At 66.2% G+C, this 18271-nt stretch carries 16 protein-coding genes; 3 read left to right on the top strand and 13 right to left on the bottom strand.

Annotated features, from left to right (window positions below; genetic code table 11):
• Nucleotides 1-13: 13 nt before the first annotated feature.
• The 4 genes from JI664_RS10390 to JI664_RS10375 form a co-directional block, all read right to left on the bottom strand.
• Entirely contained in the window at nucleotides 14-271 is a 258-nt protein-coding gene (locus JI664_RS10390; RefSeq protein ID WP_207013685.1) for a DUF4212 domain-containing protein, read from the bottom strand.
• 99 nt (nucleotides 272-370) lie between these two features.
• Nucleotides 371-1051 (bottom strand): adenylate kinase, encoded by a 681-nt coding sequence (locus JI664_RS10385; protein ID WP_207013684.1) that lies wholly within the window; start codon nucleotides 1049-1051, stop codon nucleotides 371-373.
• Between the two features lie 14 nt (nucleotides 1052-1065).
• A complete protein-coding gene (acs, locus tag JI664_RS10380) occupies nucleotides 1066-3027 on the bottom strand; it encodes an acetate--CoA ligase (protein ID WP_207013683.1) in 1962 nt (653 codons plus the stop codon).
• Nucleotides 3028-3494: 467 nt separating this feature from the next.
• Complete coding sequence (locus tag JI664_RS10375) at nucleotides 3495-5786, bottom strand: glycosyl hydrolase family 28-related protein (protein WP_207013682.1); 2292 nt, start codon at nucleotides 5784-5786, stop codon at nucleotides 3495-3497.
• Nucleotides 5787-5950: 164 nt separating this feature from the next.
• On the opposite strand from JI664_RS10375, the gene JI664_RS10370 reads away from it, so the two are divergent.
• Complete coding sequence (locus JI664_RS10370) at nucleotides 5951-6811, top strand: CHAD domain-containing protein (protein ID WP_207013681.1); 861 nt, start codon at nucleotides 5951-5953, stop codon at nucleotides 6809-6811.
• A gap of 3 nt (nucleotides 6812-6814) precedes the next feature.
• Here JI664_RS10370 and JI664_RS10365 read toward each other — a convergent pair whose 3' ends face one another.
• Nucleotides 6815-7231, bottom strand: a complete 417-nt coding sequence (locus JI664_RS10365) for a DUF4864 domain-containing protein (protein ID WP_207013680.1) — start codon at nucleotides 7229-7231, stop codon at nucleotides 6815-6817.
• A gap of 102 nt (nucleotides 7232-7333) precedes the next feature.
• Here JI664_RS10365 and JI664_RS10360 point away from each other — a divergent pair, with 102 nt between their 5' ends.
• On the top strand, nucleotides 7334-8071 hold the full coding sequence (locus JI664_RS10360) for a DUF1194 domain-containing protein (protein ID WP_207013679.1): 738 nt from the start codon (nucleotides 7334-7336) through the stop codon (nucleotides 8069-8071).
• On the opposite strand, the gene JI664_RS10355 is transcribed toward JI664_RS10360, so the two are convergent.
• Nucleotides 8066-8800 carry a DUF4336 domain-containing protein gene (locus JI664_RS10355; protein ID WP_207013678.1) on the bottom strand — a complete coding sequence of 245 codons (735 nt, stop codon included), beginning with the start codon at nucleotides 8798-8800 and terminating at the stop codon, nucleotides 8066-8068. The genes JI664_RS10360 and JI664_RS10355 overlap by 6 nt on opposite strands.
• Nucleotides 8801-8890: 90 nt before the next feature.
• On the bottom strand, nucleotides 8891-10471 hold the full coding sequence (locus JI664_RS10350) for a lysine--tRNA ligase (RefSeq protein ID WP_207013677.1): 1581 nt from the start codon (nucleotides 10469-10471) through the stop codon (nucleotides 8891-8893).
• Nucleotides 10472-10586: 115 nt separating this feature from the next.
• On the opposite strand from JI664_RS10350, the gene JI664_RS10345 reads away from it, so the two are divergent.
• A complete protein-coding gene (locus JI664_RS10345) occupies nucleotides 10587-11009 on the top strand; it encodes a tellurite resistance TerB family protein (RefSeq protein ID WP_207013676.1) in 423 nt (140 codons plus the stop codon).
• Between the two features lie 147 nt (nucleotides 11010-11156).
• On the opposite strand, the gene JI664_RS10340 is transcribed toward JI664_RS10345, so the two are convergent.
• From JI664_RS10340 to JI664_RS10315, 6 genes are all read right to left on the bottom strand, one after another.
• Entirely contained in the window at nucleotides 11157-12188 is a 1032-nt protein-coding gene (locus tag JI664_RS10340) for a hypothetical protein (protein WP_207013675.1), read from the bottom strand.
• Nucleotides 12167-13660: a D-alanyl-D-alanine carboxypeptidase/D-alanyl-D-alanine endopeptidase gene (gene dacB, locus JI664_RS10335; protein WP_286174020.1), complete on the bottom strand. Its 1494-nt coding sequence runs from the start codon at nucleotides 13658-13660 to the stop codon at nucleotides 12167-12169. Before dacB ends, JI664_RS10340 begins: the two co-directional genes overlap by 22 nt.
• Before the next feature lie 142 nt (nucleotides 13661-13802).
• Entirely contained in the window at nucleotides 13803-14399 is a 597-nt protein-coding gene (locus JI664_RS10330; protein WP_207013674.1) for a nicotinate-nucleotide adenylyltransferase, read from the bottom strand.
• 110 nt (nucleotides 14400-14509) lie between these two features.
• A complete protein-coding gene (locus tag JI664_RS10325) occupies nucleotides 14510-16087 on the bottom strand; it encodes a trimethylamine methyltransferase family protein (RefSeq protein WP_207013673.1) in 1578 nt (525 codons plus the stop codon).
• 89 nt (nucleotides 16088-16176) lie between these two features.
• Complete coding sequence (locus tag JI664_RS10320) at nucleotides 16177-17067, bottom strand: LysR substrate-binding domain-containing protein (protein WP_207013672.1); 891 nt, start codon at nucleotides 17065-17067, stop codon at nucleotides 16177-16179.
• A gap of 317 nt (nucleotides 17068-17384) precedes the next feature.
• Nucleotides 17385-18173, bottom strand: a complete 789-nt coding sequence (locus JI664_RS10315; protein WP_207013671.1) for an ImuA family protein — start codon at nucleotides 18171-18173, stop codon at nucleotides 17385-17387.
• Nucleotides 18174-18271 lie beyond the last annotated feature (98 nt).

Raw genomic sequence — 18271 nt, 5'->3', positions numbered from 1 at the left:
GTCCCCCGCTCCCTTACTGCTCGTCGACGCCGAATTCCCGGTCGATCTTGTTCATGCGCGCGGCATAGAAGAAGATCAGGACCAGGAAGGTCAGGATCGAGCCCTGCTGGGCAAACCAGAAGCCGAGGTCCGTGCCCCCGACGGCGATGCCCGAAAGCAGCGGGCGAAATAGAATACCGAGCCCGAAGGAGGCGACGGCCCAGATCACCAGACAGATGGTGATCAGCCGAATATTCGCCGCCCAGTAGGCACTGGCCGATTTGTCAGACATGATGTCCTCCCGGTTTTTCCTCCTGCCGGCACCCCGCCATGGGATGCCCGCCTGTCAATGTCCCTCCGGTCCCCGGCTTGCGAGCGGGGAAGGCGGCGGTCAGTCCGTGACGTCTTTCACGATGGCGCCGAGATCGGCGGCGATCGTGTCGATGGCGCCCATGCCGTCGACGCGTTGCAGAACCCCGCGCTGCTCGTAATAGGCGATCAGCGGTGCCGTGGACGCGTGATAGGCGGTCAGACGCGCCCCCACCGTCTCGGCATTGTCATCGGCCCGGCGCTTGAAATCGCCGCTGCCGCATTTGTCGCAGGTCCCGGCCTTGGCCGGCTGCTTGAAGCTGTCGTGATACCCCTCGCCGCAGGCGGCGCAGGTGTAGCGGCCCGAAACCCGCGTCACCATCGCCGCGTCATCGACCTCCATCGAAATCGCGGCAGAGATGCTCAGGCCCTGTTCGGCCAGCAGCGCGTCCAGCGCCTCGGCCTGCCCCGGCGTGCGGGGAAAACCGTCAAGGATCACGCCCCGCGCGGTGTCGGGCTCGGCCATGCGGTCCTTCAGGATCGCCAGCACGATCTCGTCCGAGACAAGCCCGCCGGCCTCCATCACCGACTTGGCAGCCAGCCCCGCTTCGGTGCCCGCGGCGACCGCCGCGCGCAGCAGATCGCCCGTCGACAGCTGAACGAGGCCGAAGCGCTCTTCCAGCATCCGGGCCTGCGTGCCCTTGCCCGCGCCCGGAGGCCCCAGCAGGATCAGCACGGCGGTCTTGGTCATCGTCTCGTTCATGCGCCCGGCCCCCGTCAGCTCTTGTTCATGCGGTTGTCGATCAGGTCCTCGACCACCGACGGATCGGCCAGCGTCGAGGTGTCACCCAGCGCGCCGAAATCGTCCTCGGCGATCTTACGCAGGATGCGGCGCATGATCTTGCCCGAGCGGGTTTTCGGCAGACCCGGCGCCCATTGGATCAGGTCGGGCGACGCGATCGGCCCGATCTCGGTGCGGACCCATTTCACCAGCTCTTTGCGCAGCTCTTCCGACGGCTCGATATCGTTCATCAGCGTGACATAGGCGTAGATGCCCTGCCCCTTGACCGGGTGCGGATAGCCCACCACCGCGGCCTCGGCGACCTTGGCATGCGCGACCAGCGCGCTTTCGACTTCCGCCGTGCCCATCCGGTGGCCCGAGACGTTGATCACGTCGTCGACGCGCCCGGTGATCCAGTAATAACCGTCCTCGTCGCGCTGGCAGCCGTCGCCGGTGAAGTAATAACCCTTGTACTGGCTGAAATAGGTGTCCTGGAACCGCTCGTGATCGCCCCAGACGGTGCGCATCTGGCCCGGCCAGCTATCGGCGATGCACAGCACGCCCTCGGCCTTGGTGTCCTTCTGTTCCTCGGCGCTGGTCGGATCCAGAACCACGGGCTTCACACCGAAGAAGGGCTTGGTGGCCGAGCCGGGTTTGGCCGGAATGGCGCCCGGAAGCGGCGTCAGCATGTGGCCGCCGGTTTCGGTCTGCCAGAACGTGTCGACGATCGGGCAATTCCCCTTGCCGACATGGGTGTTGTACCAGTTCCACGCTTCGGGGTTGATCGGCTCGCCGACCGAGCCGAGCAGTTTCAGCGACGACAGATCGTATTTCTCGACCCATTCCGTCCCCTGCCCCATCAGCGCGCGGATCGCGGTCGGTGCGGTGTAGAACTGGTTGACCTTGTGCTTTTCACACACGGCCCAGAACCGGCCCGCATCCGGGTAGGTCGGCACGCCTTCGAACATCAGCGTCGTAGCCCCGTTCGCCAGCGGCCCGTAGATGATGTAGCTGTGGCCGGTGACCCAGCCCACATCGGCGGTGCACCAGAAAACGTCGCCTTCGTGGTAATCGAAGGTCAGTTCATGCGTCATCGCCGCATAGACCAGATACCCGCCCGAGGAATGCACAACGCCCTTCGGCTTGCCGGTCGAGCCCGAGGTGTACAGGATGAACAGCGGATCCTCGGCATTCATCGGACGCGGCGGACAATCGGGCGACGCGTGTTTCATCAGGTATTTGACGTCCACGTCGCGGCCGTCGATCCAGCTCGTCTGATCGCCAGTATGTTTGACGACAAGGCAGCGCACCTTGTCCGAGCAGTGCAGCAGCGCCGCGTCGGTATTCGATTTCAGCGCCGTGCGGCGCCCGCCACGCGGGGCGGTATCGGCGGTGATCACCAGCTTGGCGCCGCAATCGTTGATCCGGTTGGCCAACGCGTCGGGCGAGAAGCCCGCGAAAACGATCGAATGGATCGCGCCGATCCGAGCGCAGGCCAGCATCGCATAGGCAGCTTCCGGGATCATCGGCAGATAGATCACCACCCGGTCGCCGCGCATCACGCCCTGCGACAGCAGAACGTTGGCCATCCGGTTCACGTTTTCCGACAGCTCTTTGTAGGTGATATGCTGCGCCGGATCCTTGGGATCGTCGGGTTCAAAGATAATCGCGGTCTGATCGCCGCGCGTCGCCAGATGGCGGTCGACGCAGTTATAGGCAACGTTCAGCACGCCGTCCTCGAACCACTTGATATCGACCTTGCCGAAATCGAAGGTGGTGTTCTTCACCTTGGTATAGGGCTTGATCCAGTCGATCCGCTTGCCGTGCTCGGCCCAGAAGGCCTCGGGGTTGCTGACCGACTCGGCATACATCGCCTCGTATTTCTCGGCGTCAATATGCGCCTTCCGGGTGAAATCCGCCGACGCGGGGTACACGCCCGCCTGTGCCAGATCCGACATCTGCGATCCTCCTGCCTTGGGGCCGCCCCGATGCACCCGACCCTGCGGTATGCGTCGCGGAAACAGCCGTCCTCACTCCTGCCGGGATCTTAGCGTATCGGTCAATTTTTTGGTAACTCTTTTTTTAACAACGGATTTTTTGTAAATTTGTTAACCCGGAACGTGGCAATTTGTAAATTTCGAAAAACCAGGCCGCAATTCCGCCATGTTTTTCAGCACCGTGGGCATCGCGGAAAAGTCAAAGCAAGGCCGCTCGTTGACAAAGCCGTGAAGCGTGCCCGGATCAACGCGTGCGTGACCGGTTGACGCAGCGTTCACCGCGATGCCGTCCCCGCGCGACACAACCACAGGTTACGTCAGCCGCGCGCCCCGTGATTCGCGCCATTGCCGACTCAGCCGTTATCGCCAACAAAACAAGGCCGACACCCCTCGGGTGCCGGCCTTGGTCTTCGCGCTGCACGGGTTGCTCAGAGCGGGTTATCGCCACGAATGGTGATCACCGCCCGCCCGCGCGTGGTGCTGGGCCATATCAGCCGGACCTCGTTGCGGTTGGCGCCCTGCTGGACGTTCACATAGGGCATACCGGTGCGCACCTCATTGGCCGGACCTCTGGCCTGCCCCTCCATCACAAGGGCGCTGACCGTGCGGGCATAACCGCCATAGGGCAGCTTGCCGCCGGTATAGATCGTCCAGTTGGTCGCGGCCGAGTTCTGATCGTGGCGGATCGTCATCGGGCTCTCGGTCTGGACCGGGATGCCGTTATAGGTGTTGTGCTGCCAGATCACGTTGCGAGAGAGCCCGTAATTCAAATCGGCATGGGTCGTGTTCACCCCGTCCGCGCGTGTCGGCGTCGCGTTGACCGTGCGGAAGACGTTGCCCGTCACCACCTGCCCCGAGACGAAATGGCCGCTGCCATAGGGCTTCATGACGATGAAACGGAAGCTAGAGATCACGTTCGACACGAGGAAGATGTTGTTGGTGATCGACAACCCGCCGAAACTGTACTCGTTGCCGAAATTCGGCGTCGGGTCGTATTCGTTGGTGTGCTCGATGAAGCTGTTATCGACGTAATTGCCCGTGATCGAGGTGACGGTATTGGGATAGGTCAGAACGATCCCGGCCTGTCGGATCGCGTTCTGCTCGTTGTCGCCGTGATAGAAGTGGTTGTTCTCGATCAGGTGATAAGTGCCCGCCATCACCGCGAAACGCCCGAAGCGCTGCACCAGATTGGCGCGCAGTTTGACGTCGTTGGCATTGACGTTGATCGCGACCGAGTTCCGGTCCTGCGACCGCACGGCGGCTTCCGACGACAGGAAGATGCAATTGTCGACCAGCATCCCCTGACAGCCGCGCCCGATCGAGGTGATCGCCTTGTCCTTGGGGCGGTTGAAGGTGCAGTTGCGCAGGCTGAAGATCGGCCCCTGCGTCGACAGGTTCAGCGCCGAGCAGATGTTCTTGCACTGGAACTCGATATCGGCCAGTTCGAAGCGTTCGAGCGTGCCAAATCCCGACATGTCCAGAATGTACTGGAACCGCTCGAACGAGTACCATTGCGTACCCGCCGCGCCATAAAGCGGCTGGCTAAGCGTCAGCGTGCCCGCGCTGATATTGCGCGCGCGCACATAGACCTCGCGCCCGACGCCCGAACCCGAGACCCGCGCGCCCACCGGCACGTTGGCCACGTTGCCCACATTGGTCAGCGTGGTCGGCTGTCCCGGCGAATAGGTGGCCTGGGAATTGACCGTCACCGTGTCCCATGTCGACAGGTCGTTGGCTTCGATCAGGCCGTTGCGCACCACGCGGCGGATCGCGTAGTAATTCAGCCCCGTGGTCTCGGCCAGATCGATGGGCGCATCTAGGATGATCCGCCGTCCCTTCAGATCAAACGTGTCGTGGTCGGTATACCAGAACAGCGCCTGCAAGCCCTTGCGCAGACCCAGCCCCTCGCTGCCGAAAGCGGCGGCATAGCTGGGGAAGTCAAAATTCTTCGTCATCTGCAGCCGCGCCGCCGCGGGCATCGACAGCGTGCCCTGAAACCGCACCGGGCATTCCAGCGTCAGCGTGTCGCCGATATAGAAGTTCCCCTCGGACACCAGCAGCGTGCGCCCGGTATTAACGGCTTCGTTGCGCGCCGCGACGAAAGCGGCGGAATCGTCGGTCGAGCCGTTCCCTACCGCGCCGTAATCGCGCACATCGACCCAGTCCATCATCTCGCGTAGCCAGAAGCTGGTGACGTCCTCGATGATGATGTCGTCGACCCGCACGATCCCGCCATTCGGCCCGGTCAGATCCAGCCCGACGAAGCCGTGATGCACGCCGTGCCAGTTCATGTCGACACCGGTGCGCGCGGCGGTGGCGATGATCGCGCTGACCTCGGCGATCTCGCCATAGGTGGTCAGCGTGGTGGCCGGCCCGTTCAGCACCACGCCGCCATATGCCGTGTTATTGGCATTCGCCGCAAATCCCGCGATCCGCACATTCGGCAGCGCCCCCGACATCGCCTTCACCCGCGCGGTGACGCGTAGATAGAGCCCGTTCAGCACCGGCATCTGCCCCATCCAGCGCAGCTTTTGCGTGCTGTCGGTCTTCAGCAGCTCCAGACAGCCCTCGAAATCCGGGTCCGAGGGCACGAAGGCCGCGTTCGCCGCACCGTCATAGGTGGGCGAGCCGGGCGTGCCGTCGCCGCTCGACCACACGCCCAGTCCGTCCGCGAAGGGAGGCGGCATCAGGATCAGCCCCTCGGTCACTGCCTTGTTCATGTCAGACCCCTGTCTAGAAATGCTCGACGCCAGACCGCGCAAACGGCCTGTCCGGGACAGGGGGGTATCAGGGCGCGCTTAAACCGGTTTGAGGCCACCGCGCGTTGCACGCCACGCCGAGCCGCCTAGATTGAAGGCGACGGCCGGACACAAAAGAGGAAAGTATGGCCTACAGGTTCAAACGCAGCGACCGCGATGCGGCGCGCGGCGTCAAACGTATCGCGCGCAAGCGGCTCGACGCCTCGCTGGCTCTGATCGATGCCGGGAACGTGGACGCGGCGGGTCTGCACGAGCTGCGCAAAAATGCGAAGAAGACCCGCGCGCTGCTGCGGCTGATCCGGCCCCGCTTCGGCGGCTACAAGCGCGAGAACCGCGCGCTGCGCAAGGCCGGGCAGAGTGTCTCGGCGCTGCGCGACCGCGACGTGATGCTGGCGCTTTTCGACCGTCTCGCGGCCGAGGCCACACTGCCCCGCGCGCATGCCGAGGCGCTGCGCGACGCCCTTGCGCGGCAACTGACGCCCGAGGGCCCTTCACCCGACGATGCCCTCGCCCGGCACCGCGCGCTGATCGCAGAGATACGCGCCCGTCTGCCCGGCTGGCGCTTCGACGCGCGCCGGTTTGGCCTGGTTGCGCCGGGTCTTGCCCGCGGTGTCGATGAGGCGCGCGCGGCGCTGGACGCATGGCTTGAAACGGGACGGGAGGACGCCTTCCACACCGCCCGCAAGCGGCTGAAAACCCACTGGTATCATGCCACGTTGCTGGAACCCGTCTGGCCACGGCTGATCGCGCCGCATCGCGCGGTCGCCGATGATCTGGGCGAGCTGTTCGGCGATGCGCGCGACCGGATGTTGTTGGCTGAACGGCTGGCCGACCACCCGAAAGCCGCGCCGGTCGTCACACTGGCGACACAGCAGGCGCGCGCGTTGACGGATCGCGCCGCGCCCTTGGCCCGGCGGCTTCTGGCCGAGCCGGGCGAGGCACTTGCCGCGCGCTGGGGCGAATGGTGGACGCTGTGGCGATACTGACGGTCAGACCCCGGTGCCGGTTTCGGGCAGGATGCTGACGCCCGCGATGCGCATCCCCTCGCCCGCGCCGCGCATCAGATATTCCAGCAAATACGAGCGCCCGTCGCGGTCGAGGATCAGCACGCGTTGCACCAATGCGCCGCCCCGTTCTCCCTGATCGAGATAGCGGATCTCGGCAGGGTCCAGCACCATCGGATAACCCTGCCGCACCATCTGCCCGAAGACCTCGGGCGTGCCGAAGATCGCCCGCAACTCGGTCGAGGCGAAGCCGAAGGCGGTGACGAAATCACCGTCGCGAAAGGCGTCGATCTGGGCGTCAATCACTTGTGGCGGCGTACGGGTCTGCGCGCCGACGGGCAAGGCGAGCAAGCAAAGCGCCACAAGCGGCATGAGCAGGGAAAGTCGGCGGGAACGGATCATGGCAACCTCCTGTGTCACATGGGTTACGCTGCGGCAGCCTGACCGGATCACAGAAAACCAATATTCGCGACAGCCCGTCCCTTGTGTGGCAGAGTTTCTGCCATGACGCTTGGCTCGCTGATCCCTCGATCCGGCGGCGCGCGGCGGGGTGTGTTCCGCGCCACGATCATCGCCGCGCTTTTGACCCTGCCCCTGCCCGCGCAGGCATGTCGGCTCGCGCTGGCGCTGGGTTTCGACGTCTCGCGCTCGGTCGACGCGGCGGATTACCGGATCCAGATCGACGGCATTGTCGCCGCCCTGTTCGATCCCACGATCCGGCGCCTGATCCTCGATCCGCCCGAACCGGTGGCGCTGGCGGTGTTCGAATGGGCCGGGCTGCGCGAACAGCGGCTGCTGGCGGACTGGACGCTGCTGGAAAGCGCCGCCGATATCGACAGGCTCGCCCAGCGCATCGTTCTGAGCGAGCGGCGCTATGACAGCCTGACTGCGGTCGGTCCGGCGCTGGCCTATGCGCATTCACTCTTCGAGACAGCGCCCGAATGCACATGGCAAACGCTGGACCTGTCGGGCGACGGACAGACAAATGCCGGTCCCCATCCGCAAGTGGTCTATCGCGACACGGATTTCTCCGAGATCACCGTCAACGGGCTGGCCATCGGCGGGCATGAAAGCGCGATCCGCATGTGGTTCGAGCGGTATGTCCGCCACGGTCCGGGGGCTTTCGTGGAATACGCACCCACGCATCGGCATTTCGCCGAAACCTTCCGCCGCAAACTGATCCGCGAGCTGTCGGAACAGATGATCGGCACGCTCAGCCTGCCCGGCCCTGCGCCGTCATAGGATCCAGCGGAACGCCCGCCTCAGCTCGGCCTCACCATTCTGCGCGTACCAGCGGCCATGCGCCAGAACGATCCGCTCGGGCGCCCAGCCGACAATCCGCCGGACCGAGGCCCGCGCTGCGTCCCGGCCCTTGCGAAAGGTCTTCTGCATATCGCGCGGGGTCTTCCCGTCGGGGTCCAGATTGCCCGCCATCATCAGCAGCGGGACCAGCCAGGCAGGCACGGCCCGGCGCTCGAGATTCTCGATCAGATCGGTCAGCACCAGACTGCGCGAGGGGCGGTGGAAGAACGCCACCTCGTGATGGATGCTGCTGCCCGCGACCAGTTCCTGATCGATCACCCCGGCCCAGTCATCCGGCGCCGTGCTGTCGAGCAGATGGTCGATCCGCAACGCCCTGCCCCGCGACTGCGCCCGCTCGCGCACACCCGGTGCGGCCCATGTCACCGCGTCGGGATAGCGCGCCTGCCAGTCCGACACATAGGCGTAATGGATCCAGTTCGGCGCGATCAGGTGGCGCACGGGCCCCAGCGCGTCGATCTCGACCATCAGCCCCGCTTCGATCGCCACCGGCGAATGCACCCACAGCCCGCCATCGGGCAACCGGATCACCGTCATCCGCGTGGTGAACGGCAAGCCATAAAACCGGATCACCGGGCCGTCGACGATCCAGATATCGTCGGCCACGGGTTTCAGGGTGTTGAGCGGGGCGTAGGCGGGCTGATCTGTCATGCACGCGGCTTAGCACGCAGGCGTCCGGCGTAAAACGCAAACGCCCCCGCAGAAACCTGCGGGGGCGCTGCAGTGAAAAACAGTCAGACCTCAGGCCACCAGCTCGCCCGACAAAGCCTTGTCGATCAGCGCTACCGTCTCGGACACGCCATAAAGCGCGATGAACCCGCCAAAGCGCGGACCCTGGCTCTGGCCCAGCAGCACCTCGTAGAGCGCTTGGAACCATTGGCGCAGGTTCTCGAACCCATGCGCCTTGCCGACGGCGAAGACCTCGGATTGCAGCGCCTCGGCATCGAGACCGCCATCCCAGACCCGCAGCCGCGCCGCCAGATCTTCCATCGCCGCGCGCTCTGAGTCGGTGGGCAGGCGGAACACCCGCTTGGGCGCCACGAAATCGTTGAAATACCGCACCGCGTAGCCGGCCGCCTGATCGAGCTGCGGATGCGTCTGCGGCGTGGCTTCGGGCGCATAGCGCTTGATGAAGCCCCACAGGCCCGCCGCATCCTGAGCCCCGGCGACCGAGGCAAGGTTGAGCAGCATCGAGAACGGCACCACCATGTCCGATTCAGGCACGTCGCCGCCATGGATATGCCAGACCGGGTTGGCCAGCTGCTGCTCGACGCTCTGGCCGGGATAGGCGCGCAGCTGCTGGTGATATTCGTCCATCGCCTTGGGGATCACATCCCACCACAACCGCTTGGCGGTCTTGGGTTTCTGGAACATGAAATACGACAGGCTTTCCGACGAGGCATAAGTCAGCCATTCGTCGATCGTCAGGCCGTTGCCCTTGGATTTCGAGATCTTCTCGCCATTCTCGTCGAGGAACAGCTCATAGGTGAAATGCTCGGGCTTCTTGCCGCCGAGGATCTCGCAGATCTTGTCGTAGATCGGCGTGTTGGTGCTATGATCCTTGCCGTACATCTCGAAATCGACATCCAGCGCGGCCCAGCGCGCGCCGAAATCGGGCTTCCATTGCAGCTTCACCTGACCGCCCGTGACCGGCAGCGTCCATTCGCGCCCGTCCTCATCGTCGAAGGTGATGGTGCCGTCCTTGGCGTTCACCTCTTTCATCGGCACGTAGAGAACCCGTCCGGTTTCGGGGTGGATCGGCAGGAAGCAGGAATAGGTCTGCTGACGCTCTTCGCGCAGCGATTTCAGCATGACGGCCATGATGTCGTCATAGCGCTCGCAGGCGCGCAGCAGAACCGCGTCGAACTGGCCGGTCTTGTAGAAATCGGTGGCCGAGTAGAATTCGTATTCGAACCCGAACGTATCGAGGAACCGCCGCAGCATGGCGTTGTTGTGGTGCCCGAAGCTCTCATACTCGCCGAACGGATCAGGGACCGCGGTCAGGGGTTTCTGGATATTGGCCTTCAGCAGATCCTGCTGAGGCACGTTTTCCGGCACTTTGCGCATCCCGTCCATATCGTCCGAGAAACAGATCAGCCGGGTGGGGATGTCCGAGATCACCTCGAAGGCACGGCGGATCATCGTCGTGCGCGCAACCTCGCCGAACGTGCCGATATGCGGCAGGCCCGAGGGGCCATAGCCCGTCTCGAACAGCACATGGCCCTTTTCAGGCGCCTTCTTCTCGTAGCGTTTCAGCAGGCGGCGGGCCTCTTCGAAGGGCCAGGCCTTGGAAGTCATCGCAGCATCGCGCAGAGAAGTCATGTCTCGCTCTTTCGTGTTGTCGGGCGCGCACCTGCGGCCCATCTGAACCCGGGCTTCCTATTGCCCGGCCCGGTTCCAGTCAATATTCTGCACCCGAACCACTACAGGACGCGCCATGACCGACATTCCCTCTTCCTTGTCCCCGCAGGACTGCCTTGTGGCGGTCATGCTCATGGCTTCTGTCGCCGACAGTGCGATCCGCACCGAGGAATTGCTGGCCATCGAACAGATCGTGGCGCATCTGCCGGTCTTTTCGGGCTATGACGCCGACCGCATCAAGATCGTCTCGCAGACCGTGTTCGACCTGATGGAAGAAGAGGACGGGCTCGACGCGCTGTTCGGGCTGATCCGTGAAAATCTGCCCCCACGGCTGTTCGAGACCGCCTATGCGCTCTCGTGCGACGTGGCGGCATCGGACGGCCAGTTGCGCCAGACCGAGCTGCGGATGCTCGAGGAAATGCGCTTCGAGCTGGATCTCGACCGTCTGCACGCGGCGGCGATCGAACGCGGCGCGCGCGCCCGTTTCGCGCAGCCCTGATCCGGCGAGGCCGGCCCGGAATTCCGTCGCGCGCTCAATCACCCTTGGGCGCGCGGCCCCAGATCAACCACCCCGCGAACAGACCCAGCAGGGCCGCCAGCGCCAGCAACAGCCAGATCTCGCCCAAGAGATAGGCCCATCCCTGCATCATCGCGTCTCCTCCTGCTCATCCACGCGGAACACCCGCAGCTCGGCACCCGGTGCCACGGCATCCAGCGCGGCATGCAAGTCGGCCTCGCTGCGCGCCAAGTCGGCACCCGGCCCGAACCCGGCCTCGACCCGCACGCTGTCTGCGGCAACCCGCACATCCAGCACCGCGACCCGGGGCAGCCAAGGCCGCAGCGCGGCGATGACCGGCGTCAGCTCTTCAGGCTCGCCCAGCTGCGCGCGGTCGGCGCCGGTATCGATATCCTCAAGCCCCAGCGCCGCCGCCACGTCTCCCGGCCCGACGCCCACCGGCAGCTTGCCATCCAGCCACGGCCCCGAGACCGGATCGTAATGCAGCCGGTAGGCGGGCAGCGTCAGGTCGTCGCGATAGCTCAGCTCGAAACGCGGCGCGTAGCCCTCGGGCAAGGCCGCGCGTACCGCCTGCTGCAGCGCCGCGCCTTCGACCGGCGTCAGTACCGTGCCCAGCACCACCAGCTGGCGGTCGCGCAGCTCGGCCTGCCCGGCCAGCAGCCCCTCGGCCCCCGTCACCGCCGCCAGCGCGGCGTCGATCCAAGCTGCGTCCGGCGCGCCCGAGGCCAGCGTCACGCCGCTTATCCCCCGCGCCGCCAGCCGATCCTGCGCTGCGCGCGACGGTACCACCCCGCGCGCATGCAGGCCCTGATCGCTGCGCGCGATGTTCAGGATATACGGCGCGGCGTGCGGCAGGACCGAAAGCGTATCACCCACCACCCGCCCCCCCGGCACGGCATGCAGCGCGGCAAGCAGCGCCGCGCGCGCCTCGGCACTGTCGGCAGAGCCCGATACACGGATGTCCCGGCCCGAAACCTCGATCCCGGCCTCCTGCCGCGAGAGCGCGGTAACCATTTGCGCGCGCGTTCGGATCTCGGTTTCGATACCGGGAAGATACACACGCCATGCAATCGCGCCCAGCGCGGCAAGCCCCAGCGCCAGCACCCCGAGCCCGCTGAGACGGCGCGTGACCGGGCGTCTCACCCGTGCAGTGCCGACCATCGTTCGATCAGCGTCTGTTGCAGGTTGCGGGCGCGTGCGGTCCACGACCGGGCTCCGGGCGGACGCTCGGAATCTTCGTCGCGGATGGCGCGCCGCCGCGCCATGTCGGCGCTGACGATGGCGAACACGATCTCGCGCCCGCCGCGCGGTTGGGCATAGCCCGCCAGCGCAGAGACGAAGTTGAGCGTGCCGGTCTTGGCATGCACCTGCACCGGGTGCGAGGCCATGGGCGCGCCGCTCGAATCCCGCATCGGATGCTCGCGCAGCAGACCGGGCAGGATATTCTCGCGCCTTGCGGCGACCAGGTACTCGGCCATCGCCCGCGCCGAGACGCGCGATTCGTCGGACAGCCCCGAATGATCGACCAGCGCCAGCCCGCGCGCGCCATAGCGCTCGGCCAGCCAGCCATTCATCCGATCGGCGGAATTCGACAGCGTCCGCACCGAGCCGCCCCGCCGCAGCGACGCGCTGAGCCCCGCGCATTCGGCGGTGATGTTGGTCGAATAGCGCAGCATCTCCCGCAGCACGCCCGGCAAGGTGGACGAGCGGTACTCGGCCAGAATGGCCCCGGCAGGCACGCTTGCGCGACGCGGCTCGGGAACGATACAGCCGCGCGCTTGCAGCATCACACGCAGCACGTCGCCCGCGTATTCCGTCGGATGCCGCACCGGCAACCAGCGCGACCCTGACCGGCCCAGAGCGCTGGCCGCGACCGTCCACGTCTCGCGCCCGCCCCGGCTGGTATAGGTGTAGACCGGGAAATCGCGCGAGACCGCTTCGATGCCAATCACCGAAACCGGCGGCACTTCCGAGCCCGAGCGCGCATCCATCGACAGCGCGGCGCGACCGTTCAGCGTCTCCCATCCGAAATAAACGCGGTTGAAATTCAGGTTCAGACCGCCCACCGCCGGGTTGTAACCCGCCGCGACCGGCTGTGTCGGGTCGATCTGTTCGAGCACCGGCAGCGCCCCGTCATCGAGCAGGAACCGCCCCTCGACCCGGCGCAGCCCGCGGTCGATCAACTCGTCGGCCAATTGTGCCAGATGCGCGGTCTGCAGCGTCGGATCGCCACCGCCGCGCAGCACCAGATCGCCGTTCAGCACTCCCGCCTCGATCTGCCCGCCCCGCGCCTCAACGCGGGTGATGAACCGATACTCGGCGCCCAGCGTCTGCAGGGCGTACATCGTCGTCAGGGCTTTGGCGGTGCTCGCAGGCGGCACCAGCAGGTTCGAGCGATGCTCTTCGATCACCGCGCCGCTCTGGGCATCGACGGCGATCACCGCCGTCTCGCCGCTGATATTCGCGGCCTCCAGAACCGAGGACAGCGAACTGAGCGGCGCCTGCGCAATGGGCTCATCGAGCGCCAGCGCGGCAAACCGGTTGTTTTCCGGACGTGCGGGCGGGAGCGGGGAGCGGCTGGGCGCCCGGGCCAAGGCGGGCGATGCGGCGCCCGCCAGCAAACCTGCCAGCATTCCGCGCCTGCTCAAACCGCGACCGTTACCAACCATCGTCAAACCTGATTCATTCAAATGCTGGGTCACAACCTTAATCCGGTCTTACCTTACATCAAATCTGCCTGCTCAAAGCGATTATTCTTGGGCGGATTCCTGTCGGTCAGGGGGCGATTTTGCGCGCGGCGCGCAGCTGGGTCGAGGAAATATGCCGCATCGGCATATCCAGATAGGCCCATGCCGGCGGCTCGGCCTGCCCCAATCGCCGGATCCCGCCCCCCCGGATCCGGGCATTTTCGAATCGCTGTGCGGCACGGGAATGCAGCGCCCGCATCCGCTGGCCGGGCCGTGCGAAGACGGCGATCGGCACACGGGCGACGATTTCGGGCCAGCGGTCCCATTGATGGAACCCGGCCAGATTGTCCGCCCCCATCAGCCACACGAAGCGCACCAGCGGATAGGCGCGCTGAAGGGCGGCCAGCGTGTCGACAGTGGCGCGCGTCCCGAACGAGGCTTCCAGATCCGTGATCGTCACCGCCGGGTGCTGCATGATCCGGCGCGAGGCCGCAACCCGGTCGGCCAGCGGCGCGGGCGGGTTCGCCTTGATCGGGTTGCCGGGGCTGACCAGCCACCACACCCGGTCCAGCCCCAGCCGCTTGAGCGCTTCGCGCGTCAGGTGCACATGGCCCTCATGCGGTGGGTCGAATGACCCGCCCAACAAGCCGATCACCTGCCCGGGCGCTGCCCAGGGTCTTGTCATGCCGGATCTCCCTCTTGGCTGGCGGGCAAGATGCCTCGTATCGCACCCGCCGCCAAGAGGCCATCAAGCGCGCGCCTCCGCCCGGTCAAGGGCGAAGAACACGGCGCGGATCAGTACCATTGATCGGCGACCTGCGCCTTGCGCCGGGCCATGAAGTCGCGCACCGCCTCGTCGATCCCCGGATCGAGCGCGGGCGCCTTATACGCCGCCAGCTTTGCCTTCCACAGCCGGTTTGCGCGCGACGCCGCGTCTTCGGATCCGTTGGCCTCCCATTTCTCGAATGGCTCGTTATCGCTCAGCTCACTGTCCCAGAACGCGGTTTCATAATGCTTCAGCGTGTGCGCGCAGCCGAAGAAATGGTTGCCCGGCCCGACCTCGGCAAAGGCATCGACCGCCAGATGGTCGTCATCGACGACCACGCCTTTCAGATAGGAATGCATCGCCCCGCACAGGTCGCAGTCGAGCATGAATTTCTCGTACGACATCGACAGGAGCCCATCGAGGAACCCGGCCGAATGCAGCACGTAATTCGCCCCGCATTGCACCGCCGCCAGCATCGACATCGTGCCTTCCATCATCGCCTGCGCGTCAGGCAGTTTCGAATTGGTGAAATTCCCCGAGCAGCGCAGCGGCAGGCCCAGCCTGCGCGCCAATTGGCCGATCACCATCGAGCCGATGGCGGGTTCGGGCGTCCCGAAGGTGGGCGAGCCGGATCTAAGCGACATCGACGACAGGAAATTGCCGAACACGACCGGCGCGCCCGGACGGACAAGCTGCGTCAGCGCACAGCCCGCCATCGTCTCGGCCAGCGCCTGCGCGATGGCGCCGGCGCTCGTCACCGGCCCCATTGCCCCGCCCAGAATGAAGGGCACCAGCACCACGCCCTGATTGGCCCGCGCATAGGCCCGCATGCCGCGCGTCATCGTCCCGTCCCAGACCAGCGGCGAATTGACGTTGAAATTCCCCATGATCACGCAATTTGCGTCGGTAAAGTCGGCCCCGAAGACCAGCCGCGCCATGTCGATCGAATCCTCGACCCGTTCCTCGGCCGTGACCGAGCCCAGAAACGCCCGGTCCGAATAGCGGATATGGGCATAGACCATGTCCAGATGCCGCTTGTTGACGGCGATATCGGTCGGTTCGCAGATCGTGCCGCCGGAATGGTGCAGCCACGGGCTCGACTGCGCGAGCTTCACGAAATTCTCGAAATCCTCCAGCGTGCCGAAACGCCGCCCGCGGTCCAGATCCATCACGAAGGGGCTGCCATAGGCGGGCGCGAAGACCACGTTCTTGCCGCCGATCTGAACGCTGTTGGCGGGGTTGCGCGCGTGCTGGGTGAACTCGGACGGCGCGGTTTTCAGGATCTCGCGCAGCATGCCCTTGGGAAACCGCACCCGCACACCGTCCATCTCGGCCCCGGCCCGGCGCCACAGCGCCAGCGCCTCGGGATCGTCACGAAACTCGATCCCGGTCTCGGCCAGAATGCGGTCGGCGGCCTCTTCGATCCGCAACAGCGCCTCGTCGGACAAGACATCATAGGTCGGGATGCCCCGGACGATAAAAGGCGTGTGCGGGCCCGAAGGCGCCGCCCGCTCGGCCCTGCGCGCGGCGCGACCGCCGCGCGGGCGGGCGGGGCCCGATGCGGGGCCGGAATCAGCGGCGGAACGAAAGGATTCATCAAGGCTCATGGCGCACCTCTCTGTGGAACCTTTCCACGCTACGCTCGCGCCCCGGCGCTGTGACGCCCAGAAATCAGCCGGGTTTGAATAATCTGCGCTTATGTCTGAGCGCGCTCAAACGCCCCTACCAGCCAATCGATGAAGACCTGCGCGGGCTTGCCGGGCCGTCGCGTCACCGGCACCAGCAGCATGTTCACCTCGTCTGGCACGACCTCGGCCTCGCCCAGCCGCACCAGCCGCCCGTCCTCCAGATGCATCCCCACCAGCGCCTGCCAGCCCAGCGCCGCCCCCTCGCCGCCGATCGCGGCATAGATCGCGTCGGAATACTGGCTGAACCGCAGCGCGCTGCGCCGCGTCACCGGCGCCATGCCCGCCCGCTGCGCCCAGCGGCGCCAGCCCATCCATGTGGGCTCGGTCCATTCACAGGAGATCAGCGGCAGAGCTTCCAGCGGCTGCCCGGCAAGGTCCGGCGCGCAGACCGGAAAAACCCGTTCGGCCAGCGTGGCAAGGCAGCGCGCGCCGTCGACCGGGGGGCGCCCATAATGCACCAGCACGTCCACCGCATCGCGCCGCAGGTCAAAGCCGCTGTCTTGCGAGACCAGTCTCAGCTGCACCTCGGGATGCGCGGCGCGAAAGGCGGGCAGACGCGGCAACAGCCAGAAATGCGTGAAGGCCAGCGTCGCGGCCACCGTGACCGTCTTGCCCTCGGCGGGGCGGCGGATCGTGTCGAGCGCCTCGGATACCTGATCGAAGGCGCCCGTGAGCGCGCGCGACAGCGTCAGACCGGCGGGCGTCAGCGCGACCTTGCGATGCCCGCGCAGGAACAGCGCGATGTTCAGCTCGTCCTCGAGCAGCTTGATCTGGCGCGAAACCGCCGCCTGCGTCACGCCCAACTCTTCGGCGGCACGGGTAAAGCCCTGCAACCGCGCCGCCGCCTCGAAGGTGGCCAGCGCCCCCAGCGATGAAACCTCGCGCCGAAAGCCCGCCATGCGCGCCCTTCCCATAAGCCTGGATCATGCCACTCTGGCGTGGATTTCCGCTTGAGGAAAGCCCTCCGCGCGGACGGCGTCCATGCGGGCCACAGGCAGAGTTTCCCCTACCGACCGATCCCCTTCTGCATCCCTTGCAGCGCAAGCGTCTGAGGAGCCGCCTCTTCCGTCCGGCGCATCAACCCGCCCCTCCCAATGACGGGATGGCCAAGGGCCGCGACAGCCCTGTCACATCGCGCGTCCAAGGGGCGTCACGCAGACGATAGCGGAGCCCTGACGCCGGGCGCCTCCGCGCCCCTTCATTCTGCCTCAAATACTCAGGCCCGCTCTCGGCCCGGCGCGCCGCTGGGAAGCCGGGTCTCCAGAATGTCCCAGTCGCGGGGCGGCTCGCCGCGCGCCAGCTGCCGCTCCAGCCGCCAGCGTCCGACCGGCGTCACCCCTTCGGGCCCCGGCAGCGGATGCAGCGCCCAGCGGCTCTCGACCCCCGGCACCCGGCTCTGGGCCCGCTCGGCCTCGAGCATCAGGCCCAGCGGCGCGGGGCTGATCCGTCCGGCCCGGCGGTTGCGCGCCAGCCCCTCGGCGGCAGCAAGATGCAACCGGCGCACCTGCCGCAGATCCGGCATCCCGACGATCTCGGCCACGACCAGCGACACGCAGCCCGCACGCAGCGCCTCTTCCATGCACCACAGGATATCGACGGGCTTCGGGCAGGCGACGAAGATCAGCGCGCCGGGATCGGGCATCAGGGTCAGCATCCCGTAGGGATAAAGCGACTCGATCCGCCAGGCCGGGCGCAGCCACATCACCGGCCCTTCGGGCTGCGCCGCCCCCGCCGCCAGCGCCGCCAGACGGCGCCGCGACCGGCCCGTCGCCTCGTGCACGCGGCCCCGCGACAGGGCCATCTGCGGCAGCGGCCTGAGCGGTTCGGGCGGGGCCCCGTCAATCCCGTCCAGAAGGCTCGGCGCCTTCTGCAGCGCCTGCCGCAGGGCATCGAGGCTCGGCGGCGTCTCGGCCCCGGAATCCGGCGCCGCCCCAGTCCCGGCGCCGGGATTGGGATCCGGATCGGAATCAAAGGAAACCGGGGGGGAATCGACGCTGCGGCTCATACCCGCAGCCTATCATGTTCTCTTTATGTTCTCAAATCCTCCCACCCGTCTGGCGGCTTGTCTTTCAGTCCCGAGACGTTACCTTCCGCGCAAAAAGG

The sequence above is a fragment of the Rhodobacter sp. NTK016B genome (genome assembly GCF_017303295.1).
GTDB lineage: Bacteria > Pseudomonadota > Alphaproteobacteria > Rhodobacterales > Rhodobacteraceae > Pararhodobacter.
The sequence above is the reverse complement of the archived record's forward strand: the minus strand, read 5'-3'. Positions and strand labels throughout refer to the sequence as shown.